Below are 24736 nucleotides of genomic sequence, written 5' to 3' on the forward strand. Positions count from 1 at the left end.
CGTGATTATTGAAGTGTCATTCGAAAGGATGACACATGAAGAAAGCCCTGACTGCAAAGACGCTCGATGCCCTCAAGGGCAAAGAAAAACGATATGACGTCCATGATCTTCACTGTCCCGGCCTGAGCGTTCGGGTTTCGGAGAACGGGCGAAAGGTCTTCTCCGTCAAGTTCCGATTTGGCCTTGAACAGAAGCGGGTCACGCTTGGCGTATATCCGCGCCTGTCGTTGGCAACGGCCCGCGAGAAGGCAATCGATTTACTCCGGCAGGCCGATGAAGGGATCGACCCAACCAAGCGACGGCGCAGACCCGACATGAAGGTCGAGACCGTCTGCCGCGAGTTCATCCGCTTATATGCGCAGACCCGCAACAAGAGTTGGCGCGAAGCCGAGCGCATACTGGAACAGGAATTCATAAGCGCGCATGGTCCGCGCGATATCCGCGAGATCAAGCGGTACGACATATTGGAATTGATGGACGCAGCCATCGAGCGGGGAGCAGGCTATCAGGCCAACCGCATCCTCTCGCATATCCGCAAGCTGTTCAACTGGTGTATCGAACGCGGGATTCTCGAAGCCAGCCCGATCGCCGGCGTGAAACCTCCCACCAAGGAGGTGTCCCGCGAGCGTGTGTTGAACGATGATGAGTTGGTTCGCATTCTGCGGGCATGCCGCAACGAGGTCTATCCGTTTCGGCAGATCGTTCCCATGCTGCTGGCGACAGCACAACGCCGGGGCGAACTGACTGAGATGCGCTGGAGCGAAATCGATCTTGAGGAGAAGCTTTGGGTGATCCCGGCCGAGCGCGCCAAGAACGGCAAGAAGCATTATGTGCCGCTCAGCACCTTCGCCCTCGAAATCCTTAATGAGGTTCCGCGCTTCCTCGATTGCGATTACGTCTTCACGACCACGCGCCAAACGCCTGTCAGTGGCTATTCAAAGTGGCTGCGTCGCCTCTCCGCCGAATCCGAAACCTCCGACTGGCGCTATCATGACTTGCGCCGAACCGCTGCGACCAACCTTGCCAAGTTGGGGGTTACGCAAGCTGTGACCGAGAAGATTCTAAATCATGTCAGCGGCATCGTGTCAGGCGTTGCGGCGGTGTATAACCGGCATAATTATGCCGATGAAATGCGCGAGGCATTGGAGATGTGGGGGCAGCGGCTCGCGGAATTGAGCCCAATCGTATAGGATTTTCCGAGCAACCGACCGGCGGACTCGCGCCAGCCCGGAGAGTGGGGGCATTGGTCACGACTGCACGACAGTAAGGGGCATCATGTATCTGCCATGGCCGGAGATGTTTGGTGACGCAGCGATGCGCAAGCTGTCGGCGCATCTTGGGTTAGACGATAAGATCGAGGCGGCGCGGCGCGATTTCCTAGCGGTTGGTGAACGCATTCGCGCGATTATCGATGCCACGCCGTCCAGCTTCGACCATGGCCCTGACGATATGTCTCTCTCCAAGCGGGCGCGGTGGCTGCAACAGCAGATACTCAACCCGGCTGAGGCATTGCGCAACGCCTTGGCTGATGATCCGAAATTCGCGCAGTACCCGGAAAATCACACATCGGCTTTGGCGGCAGATGAGCGGTATTCATTAGCTGAGAGCCTCGCGCGGCTGGAACGGTTCGCGGCCGATTTGCGCGACGATCTTACCGCCCGTTCCGAGTCCCGGCATTTCAGCCACAATATTGAGATGCGCCGCGAATTCCTCTTCTGGATCGCGCAGGTGGTTCGCCGCCACGCGCCCAATCTCGACGTTCAGCGATCTTATACCGGTGTCGATGACGGGAACGGCAAAGGCAATGCCTCACCCTTCTTCGCGGCAATGAAACTCGCCTATGTCGAGATTACCCGTGAGGCCAAACCGCAGCTTGAGGACCATTTCAAGGAATTGGTCAGAATGGGCGTGTGACGCTTCGGCCCGGATTGGGCTGAGATCGTCAAGACCTTCGATGGCAAGCCGGCTCAGGATGCGGCACAAACATGCACGACGTCGGAGTTTGAGGGTGCGCACCCTTTATCATTGAAGATGAAGGGATAATGTCATGTCAGAACTGCCTGTTCGAGCGGCGGATCGCCGCTTGCTATACACGCGTAAGCATTTGGTGCGCCTTGGGATCAATCTGTCCAATTCCACCATGTTGCGGCTGGAAGCGGCCGGGAAATTCCCCAAGCGCGTCCGCATCGGAGCGCATTCGGTCGCCTGGCTGGCCTCCGAAATTCATACCCATATCGAAGCGCTTGCCGCGTTGCGGGAGGTGGCGTGATGATCTTCGATTACAGGGGTGAAAAGATCGGCTTCGGTGAGCCGCTTATCAACAACGTGGTGCACATCGACTTCGAAGTAATCTCCACGTGTCGATGCTGTGGAACCGAGATCGAGAAGACCGAAGAACGGATGGGGTTCGAAACCTATCTTCCGTTTGAGGACATACGGCAATGGTTGGGGACCACCGGGGCCATAACGCGCATCATGGATTTGGTTCAGGTGGAGGCGAAGCGGGTAGGAGCGGTTCGTGATGATTCCGAGGGAGGCGACGCATGACGCGATTCCTTGGATATCTCTATCTTCATGCGCCAGACCCGGACAATCGCGGGCAATATGTGACTTATCGGATCGCGGTCGAAGAAACTGGCGACACAAGCTATAACGCTGGCGAACCCGAGGAGGCGGACGATGAGCAAGATTGAGCTCACGCCTCTGGCCAAACGTAAATTCGGGGCGGCGCAAGCCGCCCTGAAAGCATCCATGCGTGTAGTCGCGCTACAACCCCGCTCCAAGGTGCCTGACACGCGCTTTTGCGCCAGCGGGGCGGATAGCGCGACCGAGGAAGCCTTAATCGTCAAGCAATGGCTGAGCGAAGATCCGTCGATCAACCTTGGAGCTGTGGCGAAGGCATCGCCGGTTCTCATTATTGACGTGGACGGACCGGAAGGAGAGGCGGCGCTGAAACGTTTCGGGCCGCTGCCTCCCACGCGCGAAACGATCACCCGCAATGGACGGCACCTCTATTTCCACCACGCTGGGCGGATCAGGGGAAGCAAGATCGGCTTGGAGCCCAAGCTGGACATCATTGCGTCCGGTTATGTGCTGCTCCCGGAGTCCGCACATCCCGAAGGCGGGCGTTACCGATCGGATGAACCGGCAGCACCTATTGCTAAGTTGCCGGGGCGGGTGCTCAATGCCATTCTGGCGCGGAGCAATTCCCCTAAGCGCAAGCAGGCAAAAGCTGGTGAGGGGATTCTTCGCCGAGGGTCGCGCGATAACCGCCTGACCAGCTTAGCCGGGCCATTCAGACGACAGGGCTTCGATGATGCGGTGATCGCCACCGCGCTCCATGCGGTGAACGCTGACCATTGCAGTCCGCCTTTGCCCGACCAGGACATCGAACGGATCGCATCCAGCGTCATGCGCTATGATCCCGCCGACGATGAACTGTTCGAGACCATGGCGAATGTGACGCCGCGTGATGTGGATTTCCTGTGGGAGCCCTATTTCGTGCGCGGGGCGATTAACCTGCTCGAAGGTGATCCCAATGTCGGCAAGACCTACCTGCTGTGCGAACTGGCGGCGGCGATCTCAAGTGGACGGGCCTTGCCGGGACAGAAGAAGGGCGGGGCGGCCAATGTCCTCTTCATGAGCGCCGAGGATGATCCCGAAACCACGCTTGTGCGGCGTCTCACCCGGATGAACGCCGATTTGTTGCGCATCACCTTTTCCAAGAAGTTCTTCCGATTGGAGGAGGAGGCGCTGGGCTGGATCGAGAAACACATTGTCGCACAAAAGGCGGCGGTGCTCATCCTCGACCCACTGCTGGCCTACATGCAAGGTGGTATCGACATGAACAAGGCGAACGAAACCCGCCCATTCATGGCCCGGCTTGCGGAACTGGCGAAAGCAACCAATGTCACGGTGATTGCCTTGCGCCATTTGACCAAGGGAGAGAAGGACAAGGCGATTTTTCGCGGGCTGGGCTCGGTCGACATCACGGCGGCTGCCCGTTCTGCGGTACTTATCGGCCAGCACCCGGAAAATGACGACCTCAAGGTCATGGTCCACATCAAGCACAACCTGTCCGAACGGGGTGCCTCGCAGATCTATGCGCTGGTAGACGGCGACCGCGAGAAGCGGATCATTCCGGTGGTCGAGTGGCAAGGCGAGTGTGAGCTAGGGCCTGAGGACTTCCTCAAATCCGTTGAGAAGGTCGGACGGCCCGATACCGAAGTCAAAGCCGCCATCGAGTTCCTCGAAACGGCGCTGGCTAAGGGCGAACGCCGGATCGCGGAAGTCATAGCCGACGGAGAAAAACGCTCGCATTCGGCCCGTACCGTGCGGCGCGCGGCCAAGTCGCTGGGCGTCATCAAGGCCGGACAACGCTGGAAACTGGCCAATATTATCCTATAGGGGAGTTCTGGCCAGTTTTTCGCTCAACGGTCGGCGGTAAGGGCCTTTCGCGCTTCATCCAGCGCCTTTGACCCTGCCGCCCACTGCCACGGTTGGCGGGCGACATGCTCCTTGCCAAGGTTTGGATATTGCCGCGTCTGTTTGGCCGCAAGGCGCAGCAGCATCCGAGCGTCGCGCGGTGTTATCTTCATTTCTCGGGCAAGCTGGTCGAGCGTGACCACGGCAGGCTTGCCTGCGTCGGTTTTCGCCTCGGTAATCGGAGCATTGGGCTTCTCGGTTTCGGTCGTGGTCATGTCGGTCATCTCCTTTGGTTGGGACCGACATTTCCATTAAGACGGGTTCGGAAGGCTTGTCAGGGTAAATCCCAGAAGGAACAGGAAAATGCCGGTTTGGGTCTCAACTATTGGTTTTGTCATTGCGCCGGTCACGACCTTGATCGCTGTTTGGATGACCTCCCATTTTGCGTGGAGGCGATCGCAAAATGAGAAGCTCTGGGACCGGAAAGCGAACGCCTATGGCGCAATCCTCGAAGCCCTCCACGAAATGGATGCGTGGTTCACTGTCAGCATGAACGATGCGATGTTGAGGCGTGACCCCTCGGACGAAATTGTTGAAGAGCGCGGTGCCAGCTACCGCAGCGCCCGAAAGATTCTTCGGGGCGTTGTCGGGCGAGAGGTCTGGTTGCTCGATCCTGCCGTCAAAGAACGAGCCGAGGCAATGAACAAGGTGTTGGACGACCACTATGACGGCTGGTTTGAAGTTCTGGACGCCGGGAGCTATGCGGTCGCCCAAGCGATAAAGGAGATTACCGCCTTGGCCACGAGGGAGCTGAAAACGGAACGAACCCACTGATTTCCCTGACCTCGTTCAAGAAAATCCGGGCGACATACCCCCGACGTCCGGCCCCGACCCACTGATTGTAAATGAGGCCATCGTCCTGCCCAAACAGCCGGAAATCCGAATCTCGAACCCGTTAACGGGCGTCGTCGGGTATCCGTCGGGCACCAGACCGATCAGTAAGATTGCGCAGCCGATCAAGGCATAGCGTCTTCGCTTCTAACTCCGCCTGCCGGAGTCGTTGCACCGTGTCGATCCGGTTGCGTCCGCGAGGGATCGGCTGACTTCCCGACCCAGACAGGCGGCTGCGTAGCTTGGCGGCCTTGCGACGGGCACGGGAACATTCATTCATCCCCTGCACCGCATAGCTTAGCCGTTGCGCCTCGCGTGAGCCGAACCGGCCTCCGGCATAGTAGATCACTTCGCAGCGCCGAGCGATGAACGGGCAGATGAAGTAGCAGCGATGGCCCCCGAACGGCGACGGCACCATTTCGATAGCGACGTGCTGTTTGATGGTGCCACCGGGCATATCGGCGTCGATCGCCATGACGCCGCCGCGTTCAATGTCGCTGAGATCGATACGAAGGCGACTGAATGCGCTTAGATCGCCAATCAACCAGTGCACCGTGTTACATGTGCATTCGCCGGGTCGAACTACGCCCAGCCGCCGCAAAGCGCGAATGTCGAGTGCCAACGCGTCCTCGATGTTTCCGATGTTCGTTGAACGACGCGCGCCTGATCCGATCCCGCCCATTGTCACCTCCATGATTGATGGCGGCATTATACATCCGAAGGCGCTGGGTCTCAGGCCCAGACTTCGGCTCTGCGGACGAAGTCAATGCGTCTGCGATCCCGTTCTCTGCGTCGCTTTAGCTGGCTCTTCTCCGAAATCCTGCGTCTTGGGGCAGGTTGTCGTTGAGTTACAGGCGTTTCTTTCTCATACAGGCATCGGAACCGCCACGCACGGTTTCCGGGGCGTGGTAACCCCGAAAGTGAACGGTTGGATCGCCCGATGCGGTCCACACATCCTTGACCCTTATGGTCGGGGAGCCTGCGGCGTATGTCCAGGGCTTCCCAGCCTAAAGGTCGTAGGGACCGATTCACTTCGGTTTACCAACTCCCCGATCACCAGGATCAGGTGTGAAGTCGAACAGCGGGGGCGTACCGCCATCGACTTCCGGGGAGAAAGGGAATGCCGAGAGGCACCCGACACACCCTTACGGGAACGTTGCGCTGGACGCGCCTTGGCTATGCGCTGGAAATGGACGACGGCGGCATGTGGAGGCTGGACCTCGGCATGATCTGGCGCATTAGGCGCCATGTTGATCGGCGCATTACTGTGGAAGGCGCACGCTCCGGGTTCGATCTGCTGGACGTGCATCGGCTGTGAGCGGCTGAAACCGCGCCTTGACTCACAGTAGTACTCTTTGCAGTGTTCTGGCTGTTGCCGCATCTACGATCAAGCGCTTGCAGATGCGCAGCGAAATGGTCATTGGGTACCCTGTATCTCTAGAGGATTCCTACCCCGACCAGATTGACATCGCGATCTGAGTTATCTTCATCGAACACGACACATAAATCGGAAAATGGCCAAGTATGACACAAAGGAGGAAGAAGGCATCCCTCGCTCCCGAGCGGATCGAAGAAGCTGAGCGGCAAATCATCGATTATTCTAAGACGGTAAAGTTTACTGTTACAGAGTATTCGTTCGAGTTTATCGTGCAGAAGCTTAATGCCGAACGATATTACGTACCGGAATATCAACGGGAATTGATCTGGACATCGACTAAAAAGTCGAAGTTCATCGAATCAGTGCTCATGGGTTTGCCGATCCCTTTCGTGTTCTTTTGGCAGGACAAGGATGGTCGGATGGAGATCGTCGACGGTTCGCAGCGTCTGCGTACGATTCGTGATTTCATGGCGGACAAATTCGCCTTGCGTGATCTGGAAACCATCCCGGCCCTCAACGGCTTTCGGTTCTCTGATCTGCCGCCATCACGCCAACTGAAGTTCGGTGAGATTCCGATCCGCGTCATCATTCTGGACAACACCACGGATGCGGAAACGCGGACGGAGATGTTTGCACGCATCAACACCGGCGGGACGACCGCTAACGATGCCGAAATCCGGAGAGGGAGCCTTCCCGGGCCATTCATGGATCTCGTGATCGAACTGGCGAACGACGAGACGTTCGTAGAGCTTACGCCGATCAGTGCGGAACTGGTCAACAAACGTGAGCGCGAGGAATTGGTGACCCGCTTCTTCGCGTATCTGAACAGCTTCGATCCGGCTGCGAACGACGGGGACGGCGACATCGTGTCGTACAGAGAGGAACCGCGCCGGTTTTTCTTCCAGTTCGTAAAAGAAATGAACGACCGGATCACGCTCGAACAGGAGAATGGTCAGCAGTCGCAGACGATTGCCGCGATGCGCACAGACTTCGCGAATGCCCTGGGGTTCATTCACTCGGTCTCTCCGAACGGATTCACCAAATCCGAAACCGGCAAACAAGTGCCACGGGTTAGGTTTGAGTCCATCGCCGTTGGTTCTGCGCTTGCATTGCGAGCTGATTCCACGGTTCCGGATCGTGCGACGGATATGACGCCGTTGCTCGAATCACTCGATTTCCTGGAGGCTACGAAATCGGATGCGGCGAATGTGAAAAGCAAGCTGCTCAATCGCATAAGGCTCACTCGAAATTGGTTGTTGCAGCAATGAGGGAGGTTCTCGACTACTTGGAGGAGCGGAGATCGGAGTTCGAGCGGCATTTGTTCGTAGCTCGCCTGCTGGAGGCTCGCGTAGATGACGCGACCGGTGCGGACACGGCCCAAGTCGAGGTACGGCATGTCAATACTTTGAAGTCTGGCCTGCTCATTCATCTGTACAACATTGTCGAAGCCGTCACGACCCGGACCATGGATATCGTCGGGCAGACGATCGTCACCGAGAAACCGAAACTGTGGAAAGAGGTCGTGCTCAGGGAATGGGTCCGCGCTGCCATATGGGACGGCGAGGATCGCTTGGGGGAAGGTGCTGTCACAAGGCTCGCCGGCATCAGCAGCGTCCTTGCGTCCGGGGAAGCGCCGAGCGCCTTCAAGATAAAGGGCGAGCCGGGAAGCTGGGACGATGAAGCTATCAAGAAGGTGGCAGAACGTCTCGGTTGCCGACTTGTTCTCTCCAATGCTATCAAGCGGGCAGCGTTTGAAAAAGTTTACCGGAACGAGATGACCGCAATGAAGTATCTGGCGAGCCGTCGAAATGCGATCGCCCATGGAGCGACAACCTTCGAGGAGGGGGCTCACGATCATACCCTGGACGAAATCTCAGCCTTGGGTGGGCGGATTCTGCCGTTCCTTAAAGCCGTTACAGAGTCCTACGGGGCATTCCTCGACTCGAAAGCTTATCTCGCGCAACAACAGGCCGCAGCGTGAATACTCAGCAGATCGTTGCAGTCGACCTCTTTTGTGGGGTTGGGGGGTTGACGCACGGCCTAACCAAAGCTGGCGTGAAGGTCGAACTCGGCGTCGATCTTGACCCGGCCTGCCGCTATCCGATGGAAAAAAATAACGCGGCGAAGTTTCTCGAAGCCGACGTTGCAAACTTGTTACCTTCCGACGTGCGGATGGCGTTCGGCGATGCCCAGATCACGCTGCTGGCGGGTTGTGCACCGTGTCAGCCGTTCTCATCGTATGCGCAAGCGGCTAAGCGCGCTACACCGCATGAAGATTGGGAGCTTCTCAAGTCGTTCTCCAAGCTCGTGCTGGCGGTACGGCCGACGCTGGTGACGATGGAAAATGTCCCGCCGCTGTTGAAGCAGCAGATATTCAAGGATTTCGTCGCAGACTTGCACGGAGCTGGATACGATCTCGATTTCAAGGTGGTGGACGGACGCGGCATCGGTTTGCCGCAACGCCGGCAGCGTCTAGTGCTGGTTGCATCACTGCTCGGTCCGATCGTCATTCCTGACGCGGACAAGCCGCAAGCAACCGTACGGCAAACTATTTCCGAGCTTCCTCCGCTGGCGGCTGGATCGTCCGACCTTGAGGATCCGCTTCATGCCGCCGCCTCGCTGAGTGATCTCAATCTCGCTCGAATCCGCCACTCGAAGCCGGGTGGTACATGGCGCGATTGGCCCAACGAACTCGTTGCGGCCTGCCACACGCGACCGACCGGTAGTACCTTTCCTTCTGTCTATGGGCGCATGGAATGGGATGCGCCCGCACCGACGATGACCACACAATGCTACGGCTTTGGCAACGGCCGGTTCGGACATCCTGAGCAGGATCGGGCGATCAGTCTTCGAGAGGCAGCGATGCTACAAAGCTTCCCGAAAAACTACGCCTTCGTGCCGAAGGGAGCATCGATCAATTTCAGCACGCTCGGACGCATGATCGGCAACGCGGTGCCGGTCCTCTTGGGCGAGTTCATAGGCGGGATTCTGGTCGATCACGTGAAGGCTTTCGGCTCGGAGCGTTGACCACCGATCCGCCAGTCTCCCCACAACGTTCGGCCCTCATGTCTCGTGTAGGGCCGAAGGATACCAAACCAGAGATGTTGGTGCGACGGACGTTGCATCGCTTAGGATACCGGTTCCGCCTCCATCAAGCTGATCTGCACGGACGGCCAGACATTGTATTGCCGAGATACAGGACAGTGATATTCGTCCATGGTTGTTTCTGGCATCGACATCCAGGCTGCTCGAAAGCGAGCACACCAAAGACCAGAGAGGATTTCTGGCAGGACAAGTTCGCAACCAATATCGCTCGCGACCGTCGCAATGAAGATGCACTGCGTGCAGACGGTTGGCAGGTCTTGGTCGTCTGGGAATGCGAGACGAGGAACCCGGTGAAATTGGATTCCAAAGTGCTAGTAGCGCTAGCACCATCCACTACAGGGAATTGTCAAACCGAATAGGTGACTACCAGACCCTAAATTAAATCACAGTCTCAAATGTCAATGTGTCTGCGGAACATGGTCTCTGAGGCTTAATCTTTGCCGCTTTATATCCCATCGTTAGCATTATGATATGGATCAATAATTAAATTGCCAATAATGCTATTGATACGCCAAAGATTATTCGTTCAGCGAGTCTGGTGCTTAGCTAATCTCCATCTCGAAAGGGCGCAAGTCCAAGGGAGAGGATTTCGGAACTGATATAGCGAGGCTTTCGCTATACTCTACCAAGTGGATATGCCAATAGGTGCTGCCAGGCTTGTTGCTTGTTGTGTGTAGCAAGGGCAGGAGTGGGCCCATTGCGGAATGTGGGACTGCATAGGCAGTATCGCGGTCCATGCACCCAAGGACGAAATAGCCACGACCGGCCTCGGCCAAGAAGGTTTCCCACTGCGGATGATAAGCATACCAATAAGGCGCTTGGTTTTTGCCGGTGTAGCGCTTGGACATCGAACAAGCTGCGCGGACATCGCGTTGCGCGTTCCAATAGAGCGCACGGCTCTTGCGGACTAGACTGGTTCCCTCCCGGTGGCTCAACGCCGCGATCACATCCTCGCGCTTAGCTTGCAAAAGTTCCGCGTCGGTGAAGTGCCAGGTCCCCTTGGTGCGGACAGGCCGTGACATTGTCGAACCAATAACGGGTGGGACCAACGTGTTCGCAGATTGCCGTTCCGCTGCGTCCGCCGACTCCTCGACCTCAGGATCAGGCTCTTCCTCGACGTCTGTTGCGGTGGTGAACATTACGTCGACCATGCGGTCGAGACGCGTATACTCTATTGGGGTGAGCAGGCTACGCATCTTCAGCCCCGTTTCAAGCGCTTCGGTATTTTCTTTGAGCAGGACGAGCTTGATGAGCGCCTCGACGCTTATCAGGCGAATATCCCAGGCATGCCGCGACCCGCGAATCTGCGCCTCAAGCTCACCCGTATCCTGCCGGCCCACCACGATTAGGATGGACGACTCCGATGAGAGCTTGCCAGCCTCGGCAAGCTTCGCGCGATAGACAGCCAGCGTGTCAAGGGAAAGCCTATAGGCATCGGTGGTCTTCACCTCGACGATGAGCGTATGATCCTCAGGCGACAGCCATAGTCCATCGAACCCGATCTTGCCTTGGGTGCCGTGATAGCGACCATTGATCACTTCATAGTCGAGGCGACGGCCTAGCTCGTTGACCAGGTCTTGTAGAACCAGACCGCTCTTTTGGAAAGGAACCGAAAGGCAATGGTGGACATAATCGGCGATCTTTTCTGTTCCCTATCCTTCCTAGATATTCCCTCAGTTCGGCAGAGCAGCTAGTATCGTCTTTCAACATGCCATCACCGGCAGTCGAGACTACTTGTTCTATGCTGAATTTCGCGACACTTTCGGGTGCTGTCTCGAAGATAGAAATCAGTGGCATCTTAAAATCTTAGCGTGTGGATGAGGTGACGCAACTCCCATTACGCCTGCGAACTTCAAATTTTAGACAATTGAAGGCAAACTCTGATGCCCCATCGGTACCCCAACAGCCTTTTAGGGCATCGCGTACCACTTTAATCACGTATAAGTAATTGAAATATATGGTGAGCCCTGCTGGATTCGAACCAGCGACCTACTGATTAAAAGGCCGACCCGAAGACCAATAGCGCTCCTTCAGCCTTCAAGTAGGCTTTCAAAATCTCTGCCGCCATAGAAGATGCCGACCACCACCACGTCGGTTTCTTCGACTACGAAAGCGATCGTCACCCGGCGGCGCCAGGCGATTGTACGCAGGCCTGATCGGAGATCGTCTCGCGGCGTTCCTCGTTTGGGGAACTCGCTCAGACCATCGATATGGTCGATGATCCCGTCCGTGAAGCGTGAAGCGGTCTCGACGTCAGCGGCGGCCGAGATGTAGGCATGGAGACGGTCGAGCTGATCGCGGGCTTCTGGTGTGAAGACGATGCGATAGGACATCGTCATTCTTCTGGTCTCACTCAGCCGTTCCGCTTGCCGATGGTCGCCCGGACTTCTTCCAACGGGATGCCCTTCGACGGATCGGCACGATAGGCGTCGTAGGAAGGGAGAGCCTGCTGGGTCAGCCAATCATTCAGGGCACGTTCGCGAGCGTTGAGCGCGCGAAGACCTTCCCGGATGACCTCGCTTTCGCTTGCATATTCTCCGGACGCCACCTTGGCCCGAACAAGTGCTGCCATCTCATTAGGCAACGTCACGCTGAATTGTTGAGTCGAACGCATCGGAACCTCCTACATCAGTAGGATTTAATCCTATTCGCATAGGATTTCAATGGAGGTGTGCCCAAGGGCAATCTTGAGAGAGATGCCCGTATTTTCGAGCGAAAAGTCTGGTACCCCAGTGATACCCCGCCGGTACTCACGGCTATGCCGGGGTCCCAAACCAACGCTAAATCATTGAAAACATGGTGAGCCCTGCTGGATTCGAACCAGCGACCTACTGATTAAAAGTCAGTTGCTCTACCGACTGAGCTAAGGGCCCTTGTACCGCGCTTGCGCGGTTGGCGGGTGAGGGGTTTCCCCTAGTCGGGCTTTGGTTTGCGGTCAACCGGCTTTGGTTTTTTTACACGGCTGTGGAGTTGCTGCACCGTCAGGCCCGTGATCGGGTCCCGCCAGGAAGCGGCGATGCGGGCGAGGGGGGCCAGGACGAAATTGCGTTCTCGGTAGGCGCTATGGGGAATGGACAAGTGCTTGTGCTTCCAAATGCCCCCGGACCACAGAATAATGTCCAGGTCCAGCGTTCGTGCGCTCCAGCGTTGGCCGGTTCGCATGCCGAACTGACGCTCTATGCGCTTCAGGCGGGCGAGCAGGGCGATGGGGTCGTATTCGGTCTCCACAATCGCCGCCGCATTGGCAAATCTGCGCCGGGAGGGTCCGATGGGAGGGTTTTCTATAATAGGCGAAGAAGCGCGGAGGTGCAGCCCCGCCCTATTGAGCGCCTGCAATGCCGCGATGATGACGCCGCGGGGCGAGCCATGGCGGTGGTGCGGCCGATTAGAGCCCAATCCTATGGCGTAGCTTGCCCTGTGCATGGCATTGCGCCTATCGCGCCTCTATGCAGATTGAAAGTCCCATTCCGGAAACCGAGCCGCCACGCGATTGTCCGCTATGCCCCCGGCTCGTTGCCTATCGTGAGCAAGTACGGATCGAATTCCCTGACTGGTGGAATGCGCCCGTGCTTGCCTTTGGCGATCCTGCGGCTCGGATCGCGATTGTAGGCCTCGCGCCCGGCAAATTCGGCGCGAACCGGACCGGCCGGCCTTTTACCGGTGATTATGCAGGTGATTTGCTGTTTTCCACGCTGGAGAAGTTCGGACTTTCGACTGGAAAGTATGAATCCAGGGTGGATGACAATCTGACGCTCCAGGATGCGATCATCATCAACGCCGTCAAATGCCTGCCGCCGCAGAACAAGCCGGTACCCGAAGAAATACGCACCTGCCGCCAATTTCTGGAAAGATCAGTGGCCGCACTGCCCAACGCGCGCATATTCATCCCGCTGGGCCAGATCGCGCATCAGTCGACCGTAAAAGTATTGGGAGGAAGGCTTCCCAAGGCGAAATTTGGCCATGGCGCGGAGCATAAGATGCCGGGCGGCCGCTGGTTGATCGATAGCTACCATTGCTCGCGGTACAACACCAACACCGGGCGACTGACGGCGCCGATGTTTGAGGCTGTATTCGCACGCGCCGTTGAATTGGTGAAGCAGTTGCCGACATAAGGCCGTTGAGCGAAGGATCAGGGCAGTGGCGCTACTCTCAACATCGCCATCGGTTCATCCTTGGTGAGAGCCGTGGCGCGCCACACGATCTTCCGTCCGCCCGGTGCTGCGGCTGCTCCATCTTCACTATTCTGGCTCACGATTTCGGCATTGGTGATGAGCGTGAACGTACCGTCCAATTTGCTCAGCGGATCGGCCGAACCTCTGCCGCCCAAGCCCCCATTTTTGCTATCGCTGTTGGCGAAACCGGGGGCTTTCATCCGCACCATGTCTTTGCCACGCAATTCAACAATGATGAATGGAAAAACAATTTCAGCATCGACGTTGAAGGGATAGACGAACGCGTGGTCCAGCGTGCCGTGAACTTCATAGTCGATCAGGAATGTGTCATTCCCCACATAGCGCACGGACTTGTACCCGGTCTCCTTTGACAAGGCGTCGGCAATTGCCTTCATCTTGGTTTCGTCATCTCCTTCGCCTTTCAGGGCATCACCGCCAGTCTTTGGCGCTTGGTCCGCCGATATATCCATGGGTGCGAAGGAACTGTCAGAGGTCCCTTCCTGTTTTAGCTCATCCTTGTCTTCATCCGAAGAGGTGGAAGGAAACTTCTTTGTCATCTCCTTGGCCATGTCAAAGATGATGACTTCGCCCTTATAGGTAAAGGTGAAGCTGCGGTCCCCCCGGATGTCGAGGGTGGAATCGAACTTTCCCGGTGTCAGCAAGCAGGAGCTGAGCAATAAGGGCGCAAGCAAGGCGAACAGGATCTGACGATATGGATACATGATTTCCCCCCTTTTTCGCCCCAAACGGATAGATCAGCGATTGGCTGTCGCGTAAAGCGCGATCGCTGCGGCGTTGGATACGTTCAGGCTTTCCATGCGCGGACTGATGGGCAGTTTGGCCAGTATGTCGCAATGCGCCATGCTGTTATGCCGCAGGCCCTCGCCCTCCGCCCCGAGCACCAGCGCGACCTTTGAATTGCCGACCGCTTTGTCCAGCAACTCTTCGGCTTCCCCATCAAGGCCGATGCGCCAGTAGCCGGCCTCAGCAATCTCATCGAGCGCTCTGGCAAGATTGACGACGCGCACCCATGGAACAACCTCCAGCGCGCCGCAGGCGGCCTTGGCAATCGTTCCCGATTCCGGCGGCGCATGGCGGTCTTGTGTTACGATGCCAAGGGCGTCGAAGGCAGCCGCCGATCGGAGAATCGCGCCAACATTATGCGGGTCGGTCACCTGATCGAGCACCAATATGGGCCGCATATCGTCCTGGCCCTGTTCCAGCATATCGCCCAACCAGATGTCTTCCAGCGGCTCGACCTCGGCTACCAGACCCTGGTGCGGCGCGTCATAAGGCACCATGCGGCCCAAATCGGCGACGTCGGAATAGACGATGGGCAGCACTGGCGGCAGATCAAGCTGCGCCAATGCGTCGCGGGTACCCCAGACCTTTCGCACCACCCGATCCGGGTTTGCGAGCGCTGCGGTGACGGCGTGGCGGCCCCAGAAGCGGGGATAGCCACCCTTGGGCTTTCCTGTTCGATGTCCTCGTTTCATGATTGTGGCTCTTTTCCACGGACCGGCATTGACAGGCAAGCCTCCATTCGTCAAAGACGCGCCTCCTACGGATTTTTTCACAATCCGGCGGCTCCATGGACAGGTGGCCGAGTGGTTAATGGCAGCAGACTGTAAATCTGCCCGCGAGAGCGTACGCTGGTTCGAATCCAGCCCTGTCCACCATCTCCCCAAGAATAACCTGATATTTTCCTGAAAATCAGCCCATTTGGGTAGCTTGACCTTGCGTGCGGCCGGGCGCAGATTGCCTCGGCGCAGGACTAATCATCGGGCCGCGGCCAGCCTGTTGGCGAAGCCTCATAAAACTGCGCGCCTTAGGGACCTGGCCCTGATTAAGGTGCGGGAGATGATTTATGCCTGGAACAAGCAAATGGCTTGGCCTGCTTTCGCTCGGCACGCTGGGTGCGATCTCTGCGAGCGCCATGCCGGTCTCATCCGATTTTTCCGAAGAGGCGCTGCGGCTTCGTGATCCTTCCCGTCAGGTGCTGGCAATGTGCGGCGGATCGCGCAGGGCGGGCGACCTGCTTCGCAAGCGTTTGCAATATGCTCAGGAGGCGATGGCCAATATGCCTGGGGGGCAGGGGGCTCCTGCTCTGTTCACCGGGCTTGGCGCCCTGACCTATCCGGTCACGACACAAAATGCAGACGCGCAGCGCTTTTTCGATCAGGGACTGATGTTGACCTATGGCTTCAATCATGAAGAGGCGATCCGGTCATTCCGCGAGGCGCAGCGCAAGGATCCCCAATGCGCGATGTGCTGGTGGGGAGAGGCGCTGGCGCACGGTCCCAATATCAACGCGCCGATGGACCCTCAGGTCAACGCCCAGGCGGTGGCGGCGACGCAGCATGCAGCTGCGCTAAAAGGCAAGGCAACGCCGTTGGAGCAGGCGTTGATCGAGGCGCTTGCCACGCGCTACTCGCCTGATCCGGCGGCGGATCGTGCCACCCTGGATCAGGGCTATGCGCAAAAGATGATGCAAGTGGCAGAGCGCTTTCCCCAGGACGACAATGTCGCCGTGCTTGCCGCCGAAGCCGTCATGGACACGCAGCCCTGGAACTATTGGGAAGCCGATCTGCAGACACCCAAGGGTAATATCGGTAAGGCGATTGCGTTGGTGGAAGGCGTTTTGAAGCGCAATCCTGACCATCCGCAGGCGGAGCATCTCTATATTCATTTGATGGAGGCTTCGGCTCATCCGGAACGCGCGGAAAGCTATGCCGACAGGCTCGCCAAACCTTTGGTGCCGGCGGCCGGTCATCTGGTCCACATGCCGGCGCATCTTTATTATCGTGTTGGCCGGTTCAAGGATTCGATCCGAGTAAATCTGGATGCGGCGAAGGCCGATGAGGCTTATCTGCAGAAATCCGGCACGGCTGGCCTGTATCGCTTTGGCTATTATCCGCACAACGTGCATTTCATCGTCAGTTCGGCCCAGATGGCAGGGGACATGCACACGGCGATTGAGCAGGCCCAAAAGCTCGGAAACATATTGAATGTCGATATCACATCCAAGGTGCCCTGGCTGCAACCCGTCAACGCCGCGCCATATCTCGCCTATGCGCAATTCGCCGCGCCCAAGGACATATTGGCGCTGAAGGCTCCTGACGAGCGGCTGCCTTATGTCACGGGCATGTGGCATTATTCGCGGGCGGTCGCCTATGCGCAGAACAAGAATGCAGCGGCAGTCCGACAAGAACTGGCCGCCATCCGGAAAATTCGCGAAGGGACAGATTTCAAGCCGATGGTCGACCAGGGCGTGCCCGCACCCGAACTTTTGCGGCTTTCAGAAGTAATAGCCGAAGCAAGGCTTGCCCATGCCCAGGCGAGATACAAGACAGCCGCCAATCTTTACCGTCAGGCAATCGCCATTAAAGACACCATTCCCTATATGGAGCCGCCTTTCTGGTATTATCCGGTCCAGCAGTCTTTAGGTGCGTCGCTCTATCGGCTCGGTGATTTGAAGGCAGCGCGTCAGGCTTTCTTGGAGGCCCTGGCGCAGGCGCCTAATAATGGCTGGGCGCTATATGGCCTGGCGAGGACGCAGCGGACCATGGGCGACCGATCCGGCGCGGCGGCGAGTGAAGCGGCGCTTACCAACGCATGGCTGGGGGATCGGCGCTGGCTGGTCATGGACAGGCTTTAGACCCTAATAACATTAGGATGGCTCCCATCCGTTCGTATTGAGCGAAGTCGAGACGTTCGTTCCAAGCCAGCGTCCCTGGCCTCGCGCGGGAAGAACGGGTCAAAATATGACAGTCGTTACGCTCTAAAGCTTTTAGAGAAAGCCTATGCGCCGCTGCCATAAGGCCGGGTAAGAACCTCGAGAAGGTGACCGTCGGGGTCCTCGAAATACATACCCCGTCCGCCATCATTATGGTTGATCTGGTTTGAACGGGACCTTCCCGGATCTGCCCAATAGGCAAGCCCGGCGCTCTGAATGCGCGAAAATACGCCGTCAAAGTCGCTTTCGCCAATCAGAAAGGCATAATGTTGAGGCGCTACCGGCCCTTCTTTCTGCATGAAGTCGAGTGACACGCCATTATCCAGCCCAACGACACGGAAGTGATGGAACTCTGTCGGCGCGGGTCGTCCAAGTATGTCCGCGAGAAAAGCCGAGCTACGCTCCTTGTCTTTGCACCAGACAATTGAGTGGTTCAATTCTACCGTCATGGCATTAATCCTCTTCCGATGTAGGAGGCACGTCTAATTATTAGATCATAGGCATCAATTCGACGCTTCTGCCATCTTCAGTTTGGACCAGGCGCTGATAAAGGCTTGCGCCTTCTGACCCACCTTTTCAGCCGAAGCGCCCGGACTGTACAGCGCCGACCCCAGACCAAATCCATTTGCACCGGCCTTCACCCAGGGGCCCATAGTATCCGCCGCGATCCCGCCCACCGCAAGCTTTGGGGTTTCCATTGGCAAGACTGCACAGAGTGCTTTTAGCGCTGCGGGAGTCATGGCTTCGGCGGGGAAGACCTTCAGCGCATGGGCTCCTGCCGCTATGGCGGCAAAGGCTTCGCTGGCGGTGAAGCAGCCAGGGAGGGAGGCAAGTCCCGCCTTGGCGGTTTCCATTATGACCGACCGGTTGGTGTTAGGTGAAACGATGATGCGTCCTCCCGCTTGCGCCACGTCCCGCACCTGCGCTGGGGTCAGGACAGTTCCGGCTCCTACAACAGCCCGGCCCTTGAGATGCCTCGCGAGCCGTTCGATTGAGCGGATCGGATCGGGTGAATTCAAGGGAACTTCGATCAGGGAAAAACCCGCGTCGGCCAAGGCCGAACCGACTGCCTCGATCTCGTCAGGTTGAATGCCGCGCAGGATGGCCACCAAGGGACAGCGCTGAAGGGCGGCCGCAAAGTCGATCGGCATCGTCATGATAATGCTCTCCAAATTTTCTGAATCCCGGCCACGAAAGCATCATGGCTGTCGAGCAATATGGCACGTCCCCCCGCCGCTTCTATAGCGGCGCTGTAGAGATCGCCCAGTTGTGGATCAGCGAGAATATGGACGTCCGCCGGAACGTCCCTCAACTGCGCATGGGCGTCCGATCCGATCAGCAGTCCGCTTACATAGGAGGCCGCATAATCTCCCTTCCTTGCCCCCGTGACGAAATCAGCTCGGACGCCAAAGAGGCGTGTCAGAAGCGTGTAGTCCCGTGCATCCTCGACGCCCCGCAGGAATTCCGCATCGGGGGAAACGGTTCCCGCCATCTGCGCGCCTATCAGGCTGTGCTTCTTAAGAATGGAGAACATTTCGCCCGTCATGGCGGTGGCGAAGCGGCTGATGCGGCCTCCTTCCATCCGTGCCCATTTGCAATGCGTACCCGGCTGACACAGTAGCGCATCGGCGGGCGCCATGCCTGAGAGCACTGCCCCCAGCAATTGCACTTCCTCCCCGCGCATCACGTCATTGCGACCATCGCCATGCCAAGCGACTCCAGGGACAATGGCGGTTCGGCCTGGCTCTATCCATTGCGTTCCAGACGCCAGATCGGCGATGCCAGCAGGGCAGGGCACATAGGGGACTGCCGCCCATCCGCGATCGGATCCCACCATGCCGGCGCAAAGCATCGGCAGGTCTCCCATCCGCTCCCGAACGGCCTGCGCTTCTGCGGCGAACTGGTCTGGGTGCACAGCGAGCACGCCATGATCGTCGCGTTGGCTTTCTTCCACTGAGCCGGAGGGATCAATTCGGTACGCTCGTCGGTTAGTTGTGCCCCAATCCACGGCAAGGAAGCATTGTTCGCGCATCACCACCACATAGCTAAGAGGTTGCAAGAACCAGGATGACTGGCCCACCCGCAATGCTGCAGTCAGCGGCTGTGCTGAAGCTGACCCCAGGCATCCGGCGCACGCTGCTTCAACGTGGTGAGGCCTCCGATGATCCCTGCAACGCCGGATTATGCTTGTGTCGGCTCTCAGCCGTTTGTAATTTGTCGGCGTATATTCTGTCGGCTCTCCACCATGAATAACAGGTGCACATGAGTCAGAATTTTCTCAAGCCGAGACTTCGCTCCCGCGCATGGTTCGATGATCCGTCGAATCCTGACATGACGGCCTTATATGTTGAGCGCTATCTGAATTTCGGGCTGAGCCTTGAAGAGCTACAGTCCGGCAAGCCAATCATCGGCATTGCGCAGACCGGAAGTGATTTAGCGCCCTGCAACCGCCATCATCTGGTGCTGGCGGACCGAGTCCGCGAAGGCATTCGCGAGGCGGGCGGCATCGCGTTGGAATTTCCGGTTCACCCGATCCAGGAGACCGGCAAGCGGCCCACTGCGGGGCTGGACCGCAACCTTTCCTATATAGCTCTGGTCGAAATACTTTTCGGCTATCCGCTGGACGGCGTGGTTCTCACCATCGGTTGCGACAAGACGACGCCTGCCTGCCTTATGGCGGCGGCCACGGTCAATATTCCGGCGATCGCACTTTCGGTCGGGCCGATGCTGAACGGTTGGTTCAAGGGAGAACGGACAGGCTCCGGCACTATCATCTGGAAAGCGCGCGAACTGCTCGCAGCAGGTGAGATCGACTATAAAGGCTTCATCAAGTTGGTCGCCTCCTCCGCCCCATCGACGGGTTATTGCAACACCATGGGCACGGCGACGACGATGAACAGCCTGACCGAAGCGCTGGGGATGTCGCTGCCCGGCTCTGCGGCCATCCCGGCCCCCTATCGGGACCGTCAGCAGGCGGCTTATGAGACGGGCAAACAGATTGTCGAAATGGTCGCCGCCGACCGGAAGCCTTCCGATATCTTGACCCGGGAGGCGTTTCTCAACGCTATCCGGGTGAATTCGGCCATCGGGGGCTCAACCAACGCGCCGATCCATTTGAATGCCCTGGCGCGGCATGTCGGAACAGACCTTTCCATCGACGACTGGGAGAAACATGGTCGCGACATCCCGCTATTAGTAAACCTGCAGCCTGCGGGCGAGTATCTGGGCGAGGATTATTATCATGCAGGTGGCGTACCTGCTGTAATTGCCGAACTGATGCGCAAGGGCTTGATCTTTGAAGACGCTTTGACCGTCAATGGCCGCACGGTGGGCGAGAATTGCGGCCATGCAAGGATCGAGGACGAACGCGTCATTCGATCCTTCGATGATCCATTGAAGGAAGGGGCGGGCTTTTCGGTTCTGCGCGGAAATCTGTTCAACAGCGCGGTAATGAAATTGTCGGTGATTTCTCCGGAATTCCGGCAGCGCTACCTCTCCAACCCTGATGATCCCGAGGCTTTCGAAGGGCCGGTGGTCGTCTTCGACGGCCCGGAAGACTATCATCGGCGGATCGACGACCCAGCGGCCGGCATTGACGAAAATACATTGCTCATCATGCGCGGCGCAGGTCCCGTCGGCTACCCGGGCGCAGCGGAGGTGGTGAACATGCGGCCGCCAGCCGATCTTATCAAGGGGGGCATTCATTCATTGCCTTGCATGGGTGATGGCCGGCAGTCCGGGACCTCGGGCAGCCCGTCTATTCTCAATGCTTCGCCTGAAGCGGCGGCGGGTGGCAATCTTTCCCTTCTTCGAACGGGCGATCGCGTGCGGATCGATTTGCGCAAGGGCGAGGCCAACGTTCTGCTGTCGGATGAGGAACTGGCCCGGCGGCGAGAGGAGTTGGAGGCAGCGGGCGGCTATGCCTATCCCGCGAGCCAGACCCCGTGGCAGGAAATGCAGCGCGCCTGGACCGGGCAACTGGAGACCGGCGCGGTGCTTGAACCAGCTATTTCCTATCAACGGCTGGCGCAGACCGTCGGCGTTCCTCGCCATAGTCATTAAAGGATGAGATTTGGTCGATTACCGCATCATCGACCGCGGCGAGACACGCGACCAATTGGGAGAAGGGCTGCTTTGGTCGCGCCGAGAAAATGCGGTCTATTGGACGGATATCCTGTCGCCCGCGCTTAACCGGCTGTCGCTAGCCAGCGGTCAGGTCGACCGCTGGACGATGCCCGACCTGATCGGCTGGGTTATTGAGCGGCGGAATGCTCCAGGGTTCATCGCTGGCTTTCGCAATGGCTTTGCCGAGCTTCGGTTCGATCCGGTGGAAGTCGTGCCCATTTGCGACCCGGAACCTCATCTCCCGGGAAACCGGCTGAACGATGCCGTAGCCGATCAATGGGGGCGCATCTGGGCAGGGACGATGCCGCTTGATTCCGATAGGGCGGAAGGCGGGCTTTACCGGCTCGACCCCGATCGCAGCGTTGTAAAAGTCGACAGCGGTTACAGCGTTGCCAACGGTCCTGCGATCAGCCCCTGCCAGCAATGGCTGTATCACACCGACAGCCCGGCCCGGACGATCTATCGCTTTGAACTGCACGAAGATGGCGTCCTTACTGGGAAACAGCCGTTCGTCCGCTTTCTGGACGATTGGGGCCTTCCCGATGGCATGACCTGCGATGCGGAAGGGTATTTGTGGGTCGCGCATTGGGGCGGATCACGGATCAGCCGCTTTGCGTCCGATGGCGGTTTCAATTGCAAGATCGATCTTCCTGCGAGCCAGATTACGAACATATGCTTTGCTGGGGAAAATCTTGACCGGATGTTCGTGACCTCCGCTGCCGAGAATATGACGAGCGAGGTGAATGCGGGTTGCCTGTTCGAAGTAGACGCCGGTGTTAGGGGGTTGGAGCCGGGGATGTTCGCCGGCTGAAGAACCGGTTCACCATTGCCCGATCCGAGCTACATCTCATATCAGCTATCCCATTCGAAAGGTGCAACTGTTATCCTTCGTCCGAGGAGAAAGGCGTCGGCGACGTGATGGAAAGGCGTCAGATCGATATCGCTGGTGCGTTTTGCCAGAAGTTCTGCAAAATGGCGATAAAGACGTTGATATTCAGCTTCTTTCCCGACGTCGACCTCGATTCCGTCAATGGTAAGGCGAGACGCGCCATGAGTGAGAGCCAGACGGCCTTCCTCTGTTTCGATTTCAATGTCCCAGCTTTGCTGTCCCCGCTGATCGAAGTCGAATTCGACCGCAACGGGAACCGTTTCGTCATGGCTGAAGGCCAGCTTTGCGGCAATGGGGGCGGCGCGGTTCGATGGGAAACGAAGTTCAGATGACTCCATGCGAAGCGACCCAGGGAGGATTGCAGTCAGCACGGAAAGGGCGTTGATGCCGGGATCGAAGACGCCGATGCCAGGTTCCCAAATCCACTCCTGGCCCGGATGCCAGACGCGGACGTCTTCCTTCCAGCGGACATCGACCCGGCGGAGCTTTTTGTCCAGCAGCCATTGCCGTGCGGGCTCGACTGCCGCAGCTTCCCGTGCATGCCATGTGGCGAAGAGAATTTGCCCGCAGCGCTGCGCCAGGGGGGCGAAGGATTCGGCTTCGCTAACCGTAGCGGCCGGGGGCTTTTCGATCATCACGTCGAGGCCATTCGCGAAAGCTTCGGTCACCAATAAAAGCCTGCCTCGGGGCGGAGTGCAGATTGAAACGGCCTGTATATCGGGGATGGCGGCGACCATTTCGCCTAGGGTGGCAAAGCCGGGAATGCCATCGGGCGATGTTCGAGAGGTGACTGCTGCAACCAACTCGAACTGGTCGCTCCCTCTCAGTGTCGGGATGTGCTGGTCCAGTGCAATTTTGCCGATACCGACGAGGGCGATGCGAGTTTGTACCACAGGAAAATCACCTTTGTGTACGCAACGCATTTTAGCGACTGAGAGTTGCCTGGCGCTCTCTTGAATTCCATCGTCGCTATCGCATATGCCTTGGCCGGCACCAAGCGGCCGATCCGCGCTAATGGAGGTTATCTAATATGGCCGGAGTGATTGATGGCGTCACTTCCACCTGGTGCGAGTATCCCGCCGTCAGTGCGGAAACGCGATGACCCTCTTTGGCGCCATTGAAGCGGGCGGCACCAAGTTTGTGTGCGGTGTCGGCAACGCGCAGACTGGCTCGCTGGAAACGGCCATTATTCCGACGCGTGATCCCGACACGACCTTTGCCGACGTGGAAGCCTTTTTTCGTTCGGCCGCACGACATGGCCAAGTGCAGGCCATCGGATTAGGCAGCTTCGGACCTCTGGATCTTGATCCCCTGTCCCCCTCCTATGGCCGGCTCTTGCGTACGCCCAAACCTTTGTGGGGACAGGCCGATCTCGTTGGAAGCGTCGCGAAGATCGCAAAGGTGCCGATCGCGCTTGATACGGACGTAAACGCCGCCGCTCTGGCGGAGGCGGCTGCGATTGGTACGGGGACCACCAGTCTGGCCTATGTCACGGTGGGCACCGGCATCGGAGTGGGCCTTGTTATCGACGGTAAGCCCGTCCATGGGCTGGGTCACCCTGAGGCAGGGCATTGCTGGCCCCGGCGGCATGAGGCGCATGCCGGCTTTGCTGGGGTCTGCCCCTTCCATGGCGACTGTTACGAGGGCCTTGCCAGCGGTACGGCTATCGAGGAGGCCTGGGGAATGATGTCCTCCCATTTTGCGGACGATCATCCCTTCTGGGAGGTCGAAAGCTATTATCTGGCGCAGCTTTGCGCATCGCTGTTCCTCATGGTCGCACCAATGCACATCATATTGGGCGGCGGCGTTATGAAGCAGGAACGCCTGTTCCCGCTGATCCGGAAGAAAGTGCTGGACTTGCTGGCGGGCTATTTCGGCGGAGCGAGCGACATGGCGGTAATGGAGCAACGCATCACCCCGCCGCGTTGTCAGGAGCCTTCGGGGCTGATCGGAGCCTATCTTCTGGCGGAACGTGCCCTGGAAGGTCGAAAGCTTGGGACGAAAAAACGTTAACG

The 24736-nt window shown here is 58.0% G+C and carries 29 protein-coding genes and 2 tRNA genes; 18 read left to right on the forward strand and 13 right to left on the reverse strand.

Annotation, left to right across the window (positions count from 1 at the left end; all coding sequences use genetic code 11):
• Positions 1–35 precede the first annotated feature (35 nt).
• The 6 genes from HNQ99_RS00540 (at position 36) to HNQ99_RS00565 (ending at position 4407) form a co-directional block, all read left to right on the forward strand.
• Positions 36–1190, forward strand: coding sequence for a tyrosine-type recombinase/integrase (locus HNQ99_RS00540; RefSeq protein WP_184473696.1), 1155 nt, complete (start codon positions 36–38; stop codon positions 1188–1190).
• Between the two features lie 85 nt (positions 1191–1275).
• Complete coding sequence (locus tag HNQ99_RS00545) at positions 1276–1914, forward strand: hypothetical protein (protein WP_184473697.1); 639 nt, start codon at positions 1276–1278, stop codon at positions 1912–1914.
• A 133-nt stretch (positions 1915–2047) separates the two neighbouring features.
• Positions 2048–2269, forward strand: coding sequence for a helix-turn-helix transcriptional regulator (locus tag HNQ99_RS00550; protein WP_184473698.1), 222 nt, complete (start codon positions 2048–2050; stop codon positions 2267–2269).
• Positions 2266–2547: a hypothetical protein gene (locus tag HNQ99_RS00555; RefSeq protein WP_184473699.1), complete on the forward strand. Its 282-nt coding sequence runs from the start codon at positions 2266–2268 to the stop codon at positions 2545–2547. The genes HNQ99_RS00550 and HNQ99_RS00555 overlap by 4 nt, the downstream gene beginning before the upstream one ends.
• Positions 2544–2693 (forward strand): hypothetical protein, encoded by a 150-nt coding sequence (locus tag HNQ99_RS00560; protein ID WP_184473700.1) that lies wholly within the window; start codon positions 2544–2546, stop codon positions 2691–2693. Before HNQ99_RS00555 ends, HNQ99_RS00560 begins: the two co-directional genes overlap by 4 nt.
• Complete coding sequence (locus HNQ99_RS00565) at positions 2680–4407, forward strand: AAA family ATPase (RefSeq protein WP_184473701.1); 1728 nt, start codon at positions 2680–2682, stop codon at positions 4405–4407. Before HNQ99_RS00560 ends, HNQ99_RS00565 begins: the two co-directional genes overlap by 14 nt.
• 23 nt (positions 4408–4430) lie before the next feature.
• On the opposite strand, the gene HNQ99_RS00570 is transcribed toward HNQ99_RS00565, so the two are convergent.
• Positions 4431–4700 carry a hypothetical protein gene (locus HNQ99_RS00570; protein ID WP_246414305.1) on the reverse strand — a complete coding sequence of 90 codons (270 nt, stop codon included), beginning with the start codon at positions 4698–4700 and terminating at the stop codon, positions 4431–4433.
• An 88-nt stretch (positions 4701–4788) separates the two neighbouring features.
• Between HNQ99_RS00570 and HNQ99_RS00575 the strand changes: the two genes are divergently transcribed.
• Positions 4789–5259, forward strand: a complete 471-nt coding sequence (locus HNQ99_RS00575; protein WP_184473703.1) for a hypothetical protein — start codon at positions 4789–4791, stop codon at positions 5257–5259.
• Between the two features lie 121 nt (positions 5260–5380).
• On the opposite strand, the gene HNQ99_RS00580 is transcribed toward HNQ99_RS00575, so the two are convergent.
• A complete protein-coding gene (locus HNQ99_RS00580; protein ID WP_184473704.1) occupies positions 5381–6025 on the reverse strand; it encodes a hypothetical protein in 645 nt (214 codons plus the stop codon).
• Positions 6026–6436: 411 nt separating this feature from the next.
• On the opposite strand from HNQ99_RS00580, the gene HNQ99_RS00585 reads away from it, so the two are divergent.
• From HNQ99_RS00585 to HNQ99_RS00605, 5 genes are all read left to right on the forward strand, one after another.
• Complete coding sequence (locus tag HNQ99_RS00585) at positions 6437–6634, forward strand: DUF5818 domain-containing protein (RefSeq protein ID WP_184473705.1); 198 nt, start codon at positions 6437–6439, stop codon at positions 6632–6634.
• Positions 6635–6840: 206 nt separating this feature from the next.
• Positions 6841–7962 (forward strand): DUF262 domain-containing protein, encoded by a 1122-nt coding sequence (locus HNQ99_RS00590; RefSeq protein ID WP_184473706.1) that lies wholly within the window; start codon positions 6841–6843, stop codon positions 7960–7962.
• 17 nt (positions 7963–7979) lie between these two features.
• The gene (locus HNQ99_RS00595; RefSeq protein ID WP_184473707.1) at positions 7980–8675 is read left to right on the forward strand and encodes an MAE_28990/MAE_18760 family HEPN-like nuclease; all 696 of its coding nucleotides are present in this window, start codon (positions 7980–7982) and stop codon (positions 8673–8675) included.
• A complete protein-coding gene (locus HNQ99_RS00600; RefSeq protein WP_184473708.1) occupies positions 8672–9721 on the forward strand; it encodes a DNA cytosine methyltransferase in 1050 nt (349 codons plus the stop codon). The genes HNQ99_RS00595 and HNQ99_RS00600 overlap by 4 nt, the downstream gene beginning before the upstream one ends.
• Complete coding sequence (locus tag HNQ99_RS00605) at positions 9718–10158, forward strand: very short patch repair endonuclease (protein ID WP_281376738.1); 441 nt, start codon at positions 9718–9720, stop codon at positions 10156–10158. Before HNQ99_RS00600 ends, HNQ99_RS00605 begins: the two co-directional genes overlap by 4 nt.
• Before the next feature lie 183 nt (positions 10159–10341).
• On the opposite strand, the gene HNQ99_RS00610 is transcribed toward HNQ99_RS00605, so the two are convergent.
• From HNQ99_RS00610 to folK, 5 genes are all read right to left on the reverse strand, one after another.
• A complete protein-coding gene (locus HNQ99_RS00610; protein WP_184473709.1) occupies positions 10342–11337 on the reverse strand; it encodes a hypothetical protein in 996 nt (331 codons plus the stop codon).
• Between the two features lie 492 nt (positions 11338–11829).
• Complete coding sequence (locus tag HNQ99_RS00615) at positions 11830–12138, reverse strand: type II toxin-antitoxin system RelE/ParE family toxin (protein ID WP_322790283.1); 309 nt, start codon at positions 12136–12138, stop codon at positions 11830–11832.
• Positions 12139–12152: 14 nt separating this feature from the next.
• Positions 12153–12413, reverse strand: a complete 261-nt coding sequence (locus HNQ99_RS00620; protein WP_184473710.1) for a type II toxin-antitoxin system ParD family antitoxin — start codon at positions 12411–12413, stop codon at positions 12153–12155.
• Between the two features lie 183 nt (positions 12414–12596).
• A tRNA-Lys gene (locus tag HNQ99_RS00625) sits at positions 12597–12672 on the reverse strand.
• 40 nt (positions 12673–12712) lie between these two features.
• Entirely contained in the window at positions 12713–13222 is a 510-nt protein-coding gene (gene folK, locus HNQ99_RS00630) for a 2-amino-4-hydroxy-6-hydroxymethyldihydropteridine diphosphokinase (RefSeq protein ID WP_184473711.1), read from the reverse strand.
• Between the two features lie 23 nt (positions 13223–13245).
• Here folK and HNQ99_RS00635 point away from each other — a divergent pair, with 23 nt between their 5' ends.
• Positions 13246–13911 carry a uracil-DNA glycosylase gene (locus HNQ99_RS00635; protein ID WP_184473712.1) on the forward strand — a complete coding sequence of 222 codons (666 nt, stop codon included), beginning with the start codon at positions 13246–13248 and terminating at the stop codon, positions 13909–13911.
• A gap of 17 nt (positions 13912–13928) precedes the next feature.
• On the opposite strand, the gene HNQ99_RS00640 is transcribed toward HNQ99_RS00635, so the two are convergent.
• Positions 13929–14693: a hypothetical protein gene (locus HNQ99_RS00640; RefSeq protein WP_184473713.1), complete on the reverse strand. Its 765-nt coding sequence runs from the start codon at positions 14691–14693 to the stop codon at positions 13929–13931.
• A 33-nt stretch (positions 14694–14726) separates the two neighbouring features.
• Complete coding sequence (gene rlmB, locus HNQ99_RS00645; RefSeq protein ID WP_184473714.1) at positions 14727–15467, reverse strand: 23S rRNA (guanosine(2251)-2'-O)-methyltransferase RlmB; 741 nt, start codon at positions 15465–15467, stop codon at positions 14727–14729.
• 97 nt (positions 15468–15564) lie between these two features.
• Between rlmB and HNQ99_RS00650 the strand changes: the two genes are divergently transcribed.
• Together HNQ99_RS00650 and HNQ99_RS00655 are read left to right on the forward strand one after the other, a co-directional pair.
• A tRNA-Tyr gene (locus HNQ99_RS00650) sits at positions 15565–15650 on the forward strand.
• Positions 15651–15838: 188 nt separating this feature from the next.
• A complete protein-coding gene (locus HNQ99_RS00655; RefSeq protein WP_184473715.1) occupies positions 15839–17629 on the forward strand; it encodes a tetratricopeptide repeat protein in 1791 nt (596 codons plus the stop codon).
• A 143-nt stretch (positions 17630–17772) separates the two neighbouring features.
• On the opposite strand, the gene HNQ99_RS00660 is transcribed toward HNQ99_RS00655, so the two are convergent.
• The 3 genes from HNQ99_RS00660 to HNQ99_RS00670 are packed head-to-tail and all read right to left on the reverse strand — an operon-like array spanning position 17773 to position 19739.
• Complete coding sequence (locus HNQ99_RS00660) at positions 17773–18156, reverse strand: VOC family protein (RefSeq protein ID WP_184473716.1); 384 nt, start codon at positions 18154–18156, stop codon at positions 17773–17775.
• Between the two features lie 54 nt (positions 18157–18210).
• A complete protein-coding gene (locus HNQ99_RS00665; RefSeq protein ID WP_184473717.1) occupies positions 18211–18864 on the reverse strand; it encodes a 2-dehydro-3-deoxy-6-phosphogalactonate aldolase in 654 nt (217 codons plus the stop codon).
• A complete protein-coding gene (locus HNQ99_RS00670; RefSeq protein ID WP_184474006.1) occupies positions 18861–19739 on the reverse strand; it encodes a 2-dehydro-3-deoxygalactonokinase in 879 nt (292 codons plus the stop codon). The genes HNQ99_RS00665 and HNQ99_RS00670 overlap by 4 nt, the downstream gene beginning before the upstream one ends.
• Positions 19740–19969: 230 nt before the next feature.
• Between HNQ99_RS00670 and HNQ99_RS00675 the strand changes: the two genes are divergently transcribed.
• Together HNQ99_RS00675 and HNQ99_RS00680 are read left to right on the forward strand one after the other, a co-directional pair.
• Positions 19970–21769, forward strand: a complete 1800-nt coding sequence (locus HNQ99_RS00675; RefSeq protein ID WP_184473718.1) for an IlvD/Edd family dehydratase — start codon at positions 19970–19972, stop codon at positions 21767–21769.
• 10 nt (positions 21770–21779) lie between these two features.
• On the forward strand, positions 21780–22643 hold the full coding sequence (locus HNQ99_RS00680; RefSeq protein WP_184473719.1) for an SMP-30/gluconolactonase/LRE family protein: 864 nt from the start codon (positions 21780–21782) through the stop codon (positions 22641–22643).
• A gap of 41 nt (positions 22644–22684) precedes the next feature.
• Here HNQ99_RS00680 and HNQ99_RS00685 read toward each other — a convergent pair whose 3' ends face one another.
• Positions 22685–23614 carry a Gfo/Idh/MocA family protein gene (locus tag HNQ99_RS00685; protein WP_322790284.1) on the reverse strand — a complete coding sequence of 310 codons (930 nt, stop codon included), beginning with the start codon at positions 23612–23614 and terminating at the stop codon, positions 22685–22687.
• A 205-nt stretch (positions 23615–23819) separates the two neighbouring features.
• On the opposite strand from HNQ99_RS00685, the gene HNQ99_RS00690 reads away from it, so the two are divergent.
• The gene (locus HNQ99_RS00690) at positions 23820–24734 is read left to right on the forward strand and encodes an ROK family protein (protein ID WP_184473721.1); all 915 of its coding nucleotides are present in this window, start codon (positions 23820–23822) and stop codon (positions 24732–24734) included.
• Positions 24735–24736 lie beyond the last annotated feature (2 nt).

The organism is Rhizorhapis suberifaciens (genome assembly GCF_014200045.1).
In the GTDB taxonomy this organism is placed as follows: Bacteria; Pseudomonadota; Alphaproteobacteria; order Sphingomonadales; family Sphingomonadaceae; genus Rhizorhapis; species Rhizorhapis suberifaciens.

Excerpts from the sequence above, each read along its gene's own strand:
- HNQ99_RS00540 (WP_184473696.1), top strand. The coding sequence starts at position 36 with ATGAAGAAAGCCCTGACTGCAAAGACGCTCGATGCCCTCAAGGGCAAA.
- HNQ99_RS00545 (WP_184473697.1), top strand. The coding sequence starts at position 1,276 with ATGTATCTGCCATGGCCGGAGATGTTTGGTGACGCAGCGATGCGCAAG.
- HNQ99_RS00550 (WP_184473698.1), top strand. The coding sequence starts at position 2,048 with ATGTCAGAACTGCCTGTTCGAGCGGCGGATCGCCGCTTGCTATACACG.
- HNQ99_RS00560 (WP_184473700.1), top strand. The coding sequence starts at position 2,544 with ATGACGCGATTCCTTGGATATCTCTATCTTCATGCGCCAGACCCGGAC.
- HNQ99_RS00565 (WP_184473701.1), top strand. The coding sequence starts at position 2,680 with ATGAGCAAGATTGAGCTCACGCCTCTGGCCAAACGTAAATTCGGGGCG.
- HNQ99_RS00570 (WP_246414305.1), bottom strand. The coding sequence starts at position 4,700 with ATGACCACGACCGAAACCGAGAAGCCCAATGCTCCGATTACCGAGGCG.
- HNQ99_RS00575 (WP_184473703.1), top strand. The coding sequence starts at position 4,789 with ATGCCGGTTTGGGTCTCAACTATTGGTTTTGTCATTGCGCCGGTCACG.
- HNQ99_RS00580 (WP_184473704.1), bottom strand. The coding sequence starts at position 6,025 with ATGCCGCCATCAATCATGGAGGTGACAATGGGCGGGATCGGATCAGGC.
- HNQ99_RS00585 (WP_184473705.1), top strand. The coding sequence starts at position 6,437 with ATGCCGAGAGGCACCCGACACACCCTTACGGGAACGTTGCGCTGGACG.
- HNQ99_RS00590 (WP_184473706.1), top strand. The coding sequence starts at position 6,841 with ATGACACAAAGGAGGAAGAAGGCATCCCTCGCTCCCGAGCGGATCGAA.
- HNQ99_RS00615 (WP_322790283.1), bottom strand. The coding sequence starts at position 12,138 with ATGACGATGTCCTATCGCATCGTCTTCACACCAGAAGCCCGCGATCAG.
- HNQ99_RS00620 (WP_184473710.1), bottom strand. The coding sequence starts at position 12,413 with ATGCGTTCGACTCAACAATTCAGCGTGACGTTGCCTAATGAGATGGCA.
- folK (WP_184473711.1), bottom strand. The coding sequence starts at position 13,222 with ATGCACAGGGCAAGCTACGCCATAGGATTGGGCTCTAATCGGCCGCAC.
- HNQ99_RS00635 (WP_184473712.1), top strand. The coding sequence starts at position 13,246 with ATGCAGATTGAAAGTCCCATTCCGGAAACCGAGCCGCCACGCGATTGT.
- HNQ99_RS00640 (WP_184473713.1), bottom strand. The coding sequence starts at position 14,693 with ATGTATCCATATCGTCAGATCCTGTTCGCCTTGCTTGCGCCCTTATTG.
- rlmB (WP_184473714.1), bottom strand. The coding sequence starts at position 15,467 with ATGAAACGAGGACATCGAACAGGAAAGCCCAAGGGTGGCTATCCCCGC.
- HNQ99_RS00655 (WP_184473715.1), top strand. The coding sequence starts at position 15,839 with ATGCCTGGAACAAGCAAATGGCTTGGCCTGCTTTCGCTCGGCACGCTG.
- HNQ99_RS00660 (WP_184473716.1), bottom strand. The coding sequence starts at position 18,156 with ATGACGGTAGAATTGAACCACTCAATTGTCTGGTGCAAAGACAAGGAG.
- HNQ99_RS00665 (WP_184473717.1), bottom strand. The coding sequence starts at position 18,864 with ATGACGATGCCGATCGACTTTGCGGCCGCCCTTCAGCGCTGTCCCTTG.
- HNQ99_RS00670 (WP_184474006.1), bottom strand. The coding sequence starts at position 19,739 with ATGCGCGAACAATGCTTCCTTGCCGTGGATTGGGGCACAACTAACCGA.
- HNQ99_RS00675 (WP_184473718.1), top strand. The coding sequence starts at position 19,970 with ATGAGTCAGAATTTTCTCAAGCCGAGACTTCGCTCCCGCGCATGGTTC.
- HNQ99_RS00690 (WP_184473721.1), top strand. The coding sequence starts at position 23,820 with ATGACCCTCTTTGGCGCCATTGAAGCGGGCGGCACCAAGTTTGTGTGC.